6 protein-coding genes and 1 pseudogene are annotated in these 5,340 nt (G+C 61.4%); 4 read left to right on the plus strand and 3 right to left on the minus strand.

All coding sequences use genetic code 11. From position 1 onward, the window contains the following. Together RWT78_RS27925 and RWT78_RS27930 are read left to right on the plus strand one after the other, a co-directional pair. Window positions 1-654 (plus strand): annotated as a pseudogene (locus RWT78_RS27925) (acyl-CoA synthetase); the annotation flags it as partial. Window positions 655-693: 39 nt separating this feature from the next. Continuing rightward, window positions 694-900 (plus strand): Trm112 family protein, encoded by a 207-nt coding sequence (locus tag RWT78_RS27930; RefSeq protein WP_314682470.1) that lies wholly within the window; start codon window positions 694-696, stop codon window positions 898-900. Here RWT78_RS27930 and RWT78_RS27935 read toward each other — a convergent pair. From RWT78_RS27935 to RWT78_RS27945, 3 genes are read right to left on the minus strand one after another with little or no spacing between them, the layout of a single operon-like run. After that, complete coding sequence (locus tag RWT78_RS27935; protein ID WP_314682472.1) at window positions 897-1,514, minus strand: TetR family transcriptional regulator; 618 nt, start codon at window positions 1,512-1,514, stop codon at window positions 897-899. The genes RWT78_RS27930 and RWT78_RS27935 overlap by 4 nt on opposite strands. Further along, window positions 1,511-2,266, minus strand: coding sequence for an ABC transporter permease (locus RWT78_RS27940; RefSeq protein WP_314682475.1), 756 nt, complete (start codon window positions 2,264-2,266; stop codon window positions 1,511-1,513). Before RWT78_RS27940 ends, RWT78_RS27935 begins: the two co-directional genes overlap by 4 nt. After that, window positions 2,263-2,997 (minus strand): ABC transporter ATP-binding protein, encoded by a 735-nt coding sequence (locus RWT78_RS27945; RefSeq protein WP_314682477.1) that lies wholly within the window; start codon window positions 2,995-2,997, stop codon window positions 2,263-2,265. The genes RWT78_RS27940 and RWT78_RS27945 overlap by 4 nt, the downstream gene beginning before the upstream one ends. A gap of 86 nt (window positions 2,998-3,083) precedes the next feature. Between RWT78_RS27945 and RWT78_RS27950 the strand changes: the two genes are divergently transcribed. Together RWT78_RS27950 and tyrS are read left to right on the plus strand one after the other, a co-directional pair. Beyond that, a complete protein-coding gene (locus RWT78_RS27950) occupies window positions 3,084-3,692 on the plus strand; it encodes a DNA-3-methyladenine glycosylase (protein ID WP_003944023.1) in 609 nt (202 codons plus the stop codon). A 19-nt stretch (window positions 3,693-3,711) separates the two neighbouring features. Beyond that, a complete protein-coding gene (gene tyrS / locus RWT78_RS27955) occupies window positions 3,712-4,989 on the plus strand; it encodes a tyrosine--tRNA ligase (protein ID WP_007736194.1) in 1,278 nt (425 codons plus the stop codon). Window positions 4,990-5,340 lie beyond the last annotated feature (351 nt).

The following is a 5,340-nucleotide window of genomic DNA, read 5'->3' on the forward strand; positions in this document are numbered from 1 at the left end:
GCGCAGGTGCGGTTGGCGGCATACGACCCGCTGAGTGGTCGGCTCCTCGAGAACGGAAACGGATTTGTCCGTGAGTGCGCCGAAGACGAGGTCGGATTGCTGGTCGGGCGCGCGGGATTCACCGCCGATCTCTCGGGCGGAGCCATGCGAGGTCTCTTCCAAGCCGGCGATTCGTGGATTCCCACCGAAAATCTCTTCCGCCGGGACGCCGACGGCGACTACTGGCTGATCGACCACAAGAACACGGTCATTTCCACGGTCCGCGGTCCCGTCTTCACCCAGCCGATCGTCGACGCGTTGTCGAGTGTGGCGCGGGTGGATCTTGCCGTCGCATACGGAGTCGGTGACGCGCCGCATCAGCTCGCGGTCGCTGCCGTGACATGGCGTCCGGGGCGGCAGTTCCGTTCTGCCGAGCTTGCAGAGGCCCTCTCGCGCATCGCTTTCGACGCTCGTCCGGATATCGTGCACGTGGTTGACGAGATCCCGGTGGGTTCGTCGTACCGTCCGAGCTCCACTGCTTTGGCTGCGGCCGGATTGCCGGCGCCGGGGCCACGGACCTGGTTCCTCGATTCCGAGTCGCAGTCGTACAAGCGGCTGACCAAGGCAATTGCCGCGCAGTTGATGCCGACGAGGGTGAGCACCGGAGCACGGTAGCCTGAGGGCATTCTGTTTGATCGGTTCGAGAGGACACACGTGGCTATTGATTCGACGTTGCTCAGCATTTTGGCCTGCCCCCAGGACAAAGGCCCGCTGTTGCTGGTCGGGGACGAGTTGCTCTACAACCCGCGCCTGCGGCGTGCCTACCCGATCGAGAACGGCAGTCCCGTTCTGTTGATCGACGAGGCACGCGATGTGGCGGACGACGAGCACGAGAAGTTGCTCGCGCGGGCTGAAGGCTAGATCGGTAATTCACCGGTCAGGTACCGCTGGAGGTTCGGAGCCACCAGCGGTACCAAAGCGTCAACGCTCAATGATGCGAGTGGTTCGAGTCCGAACACATATCGCGTGACAAGCAGTCCGGCCATCTGAGAGGCCACCAATTCCGCTCTGATCAAGCCGGTACCAGGTGGTGTGTCCACCCGCGGAATGATGTCGCGCAATACGACATCGAGCAGAAAGCTCTGGATCAGCTGCGATCCGTCGCCGGAAATGGCTGATCGAAAAGCCGCCAGAATCGCCGGCTGGTGTTCTGATTCCCACAGCCCGATTACTGCTCTGAGTAGATTTTCGCCGAGATTTTCGGTCGGAGAGGAGTGAACCGGTCCCAATACCTGGACTGGATCGATCGGTAGCGCGATCGCAGCGGTGAACAACTGCTCCTTGCTTCCGAAATGATGATGAATCATGGCCGGATCGACGTCAGCGGCCGCAGCTATCGATCGAACAGTTGTTCGTCGAAAACCGTTCTGGGAGAACGCCCGTCGCGCCGAATCGAGGATCTGCGCGCGAGTCTCCGACTTGCCCGGTCGTCGCCCCGAACGAATCGGTACCGGACTCGTGTCCTTGTCGGTCATGGAGTGCGGCGATCGAGTGTGGCCGCGGCCAGCGATAGCGCGGCGGCGGCGAAGCCCGCCATGACGGCGAGATCACGCCACATCTGACCCGTCGCGTCGGCATGCATCGACACTTGCTGAAGTGCGTCGACGGCGTAGCTCAAGGGGAGGACGTTGCTGATCCATTCGAGCCAGGTCGGCAATTGGTCGCGCGGTACCAGGAGTCCGCAGAGGAAGAGCTGTGGAACCACAACTACCGGCATGAACTGCACCGCTTGGAACTCGGTCTTCGCGAATGCGCTGGCCAACAGGCCTAGCGCAACGCCCAGTATTGCGCCGAGAACTGCAATGACGATGACCCAGGCAAGACTGCCGGCGATGGTGAGTCCGAGGAATCCGAAAGCAACCGCGCACGCGAGGGCTGCCTGGGCGGCGGCGGAGAGCGAAAATGCCGCCCCGTATCCGGCGAGACGGTCGAGTTTGCCCATCGGTGTGGTGAGCAGGCGTTCGAGGGTTCCTGACCTGCGTTCGCGCTGCATGGCGATGGATGTCCCCAGGAACATCACCACAAACGGCAAGATTCCCAACATCGTGATCGCCACTCGTTGGAAGAGCGAAACCTGGCCGGGTGGCGTGGGTACGTCTTGGTAGAGGAAATACAGCAAAATCATCAACAACGACGGGACCAACAAGATCATGGCCACCGTGCGATGGTCCTGGCGGAGCTGAAGCAGAATGCGGACGGTCGTAGCACCGAAGATCCTGATGCTCATGATATTTCGCCTCCGACGGGTGAAGTCCGAATCAGCTCGAGAAAGGCGTCCTCGAGCCGTTCACATCTGGTTTTGGCGCGCAATTCATCGGGTGTGAGTTGAGCGAGGAGATGCCCGTCTCGCATCAGGATCAGTTCAGCGCAGTGGTCGGCCTCATCCATGACGTGGCTGGAGACCAACAGGGTGGTTCCGCAGCGAGCAAGGTCGGCAAATCGTTCCCACAGTTCGACACGAAGCACTGGATCGAGGCCGACGGTGGGTTCGTCGAGGATCAACACATCAGGTGACGCCACCAACGCGCATGCCAGCGAGACTCGCCCGCGTTGGCCTCCGGACAGATCGGCGGCGGTCTGGTCGGCGTATCGGCTCAATCCGACGGCGTCGACCGCTGCTGCGACGTCGGCGCCGGACTTGCCGTAAAGAGCGCCGAAGTACTGGACGTTTTGAGTGACCGTCAGGTCGCCGTACACGCTGGGGGATTGGGTGACATATCCGACCCGGTGGCGAAGAGCAACGGAACCGGCGAGATCGCCCAGCACTCTGACCTCACCACTTTCGACGATCTGTGTTCCGACAATCGCGCGCATCAGGGTTGTCTTGCCGCAGCCGGACGGGCCGAGCAGTCCGGTGATCGATCCTGCTGATACCTGCAGGTCAAGCGAGTGAAGAACTTCGTGCTTGCCGCGAATGACTCGTAGTCCGCGGATATCTATTGCTGGCGTTGTGGTCACGGTTCGCCTCGTTTCAATAATTCATCACTTGTTGAATTATGCGACTCGGCCGACCGATGAGTCAACGGCGTGGGCACAATCGAAGGGTGAGCATCGAGACCTTGGAAAATGTGGAGAACCCGTTGGAAGCGGGCCTGACAATTCTCGGCTCGACCCTGACCGTCGACGACATCTCGCTGAGGATCGTCGAGGTCGAGGCGTACGGAGGGGAGAAGGACGGGCCATGGCCGGATCCGGCAGCACATTCGTATCGGGGGAGAACGCCGCGGAACAGCGTGATGTTCGGGCGGGCGGGGCGTCTCTACGTCTACCGCAGCTATGGAATGCACTTTTGTATGAACATCTCGTACGGCCCGGATGGTGTCGCGGGTGGTGTTCTGCTCCGAGCGGCCGAAATCGAGGCCGGTCACGATGTGGTGTCTGCTCGGAGATCGCCGGATCGACCATCTCACCAATGGGCCAGAGGGCCGGGTAATCTCGGTGCTTCTGTCGCAATCACGTTGGCGGACAACGGAACAGACGTGTTCAACCCTGCCTCTCGGATTCGGCTCGAATTGGGGGAGTCGAAGGAATGGGTCAGTGGACCGCGGGTGGGGGTCAGTACCGCGGCGGAGGTTCCGTGGCGCCTGTGGATTCCGGACTCGCGAGCGGTGTCCGCGTATCGCCGAAGCCCGCGAGCGCCGGTCATTTCGTGAAGATGGGATGATCGAGTCCGTGACTGAGAATATTCTCGACGAACTGACCTGGCGCGGGCTGATCGCCCAATCAACCGATCTCGACGCTTTGCGTAAAGATCTCGAGGCCGGACCGGTCACGTTGTATGCGGGCTTCGACCCGACAGGACCGAGCCTGCACGCAGGTCACCTGGTTCCGCTCCTCGCGCTCAAGCGGTTTCAGCGCGCCGGCAACCGCCCGATCGTTCTTGCCGGCGGTGCAACGGGCCTGATCGGAGACCCCCGTGACGTCGGGGAACGGACGATGAACTCCGCCGATACCGTCGCGGACTGGGCAGGTCGCATCCGTGGTCAGCTCGAACGATTCGTGGATTTCGACGATTCGCCGACGAGCGCGGTCATCGAGAACAACATGAACTGGACCGGCAAGATGTCGGCCATCGACTTCCTGCGTGATGTCGGCAAACACTTCTCCGTGAACGTCATGCTTGCGCGTGACACCGTGAAGCGTCGTCTCGAGTCGGACGGGATGTCGTACACCGAGTTCAGCTACATGCTGCTCCAGGCCAACGACTACCTGCACTTGCGACGCGACCTCGGCTGCACTCTGCAGGTCGGCGGGTCCGATCAGTGGGGGAACATCATTGCCGGCGTCGAACTCAACCGTCGTGTCGACGGTGAGAGCGTTCATGCAATGACGGTTCCGCTGGTGACCTCGGCCGATGGCAAAAAGTTCGGAAAGTCGACCGGTGGCGGAAGTTTGTGGCTCGACCCCGAAATGACCAGCCCGTACGCCTGGTACCAGTACTTCGTGAACACCGGCGACGCCGACGTGATCAAGTACCTGCGCTGGTTCACCTTCCTGACTGCGGACGAACTCGCAGAGTTGGAGACTGCAACGGCAGAGCGGCCGCATGCGCGAGAAGCGCAGAAGCGACTTGCCGCGGAGATGACGACCTTGGTTCACGGGGAACACAACACCCGTGCTGTCGAGCTCGCCAGTCAGGCGTTGTTCGGCAAGGCGGAGCTGGCGGAACTCGACGAGTCGACGCTAGCCGCGGCGCTGAAAGAAGCATCGGTCAGCGAATTGGCGCCGGGGGAGCCGCGCACGATCATCGATCTGCTCGTGACGAGCGGCTTGTGCGAGAGCAAGGGGGCCGCTCGACGCGCCGTGAAAGAGGGCGGTGCTTCGGTGAACAACCAGAAGGTGTCGGCCGACGACTGGGAGCCCACCGCATCCGATCTGCTTCACGGCAGCTGGTTGGTCGTCCGGCGCGGAAAGCGCAACTTCGCCGGCGTGAGAATCCTTCCAAACTGACGTGTGTGGGGTCACAGTTGTCTTGCGGGGCTCCTGTGGCCGCTGGTGGCCCGCCTCCGGGCGGGCTACCAGCGGATTTAACCTGTCGAACATCTGCGACCTGCACGTTTGACGCTCAGTTTTCATTCGCGTAACTTTGTCCAAGTCAGAGCGACACGGACACCAACCCCGACCGACAGGCCGGGGAAACGCGGTTGGACGAAGTCGGAGACAATCACGCTCAGCGGGAACTTGCTTCCCTGGAGCGAACAAGCTAAGATTGTAACCCTTGCCCCGGAGCTTTCAACCTGGTTGAAGTGATGGTGTGTGCGTGTTCTTTGAGAACTCAACAGTGTGTCGATGAATGTCAGT

Origin of the sequence: uncultured Rhodococcus sp. (assembly GCF_963525155.1) — a bacterium.
Classification (GTDB): domain Bacteria; phylum Actinomycetota; class Actinomycetes; order Mycobacteriales; family Mycobacteriaceae; genus Rhodococcus_F; species Rhodococcus_F qingshengii.

What these genes read in the sequence shown, in the direction of transcription:
- RWT78_RS27935 (WP_314682472.1), bottom strand. Translation starts at nt 1,514, where the DNA reads ATGACCGACAAGGACACGAGTCCGGTACCGATTCGTTCGGGGCGACGA.
- RWT78_RS27940 (WP_314682475.1), bottom strand. Translation starts at nt 2,266, where the DNA reads ATGAGCATCAGGATCTTCGGTGCTACGACCGTCCGCATTCTGCTTCAG.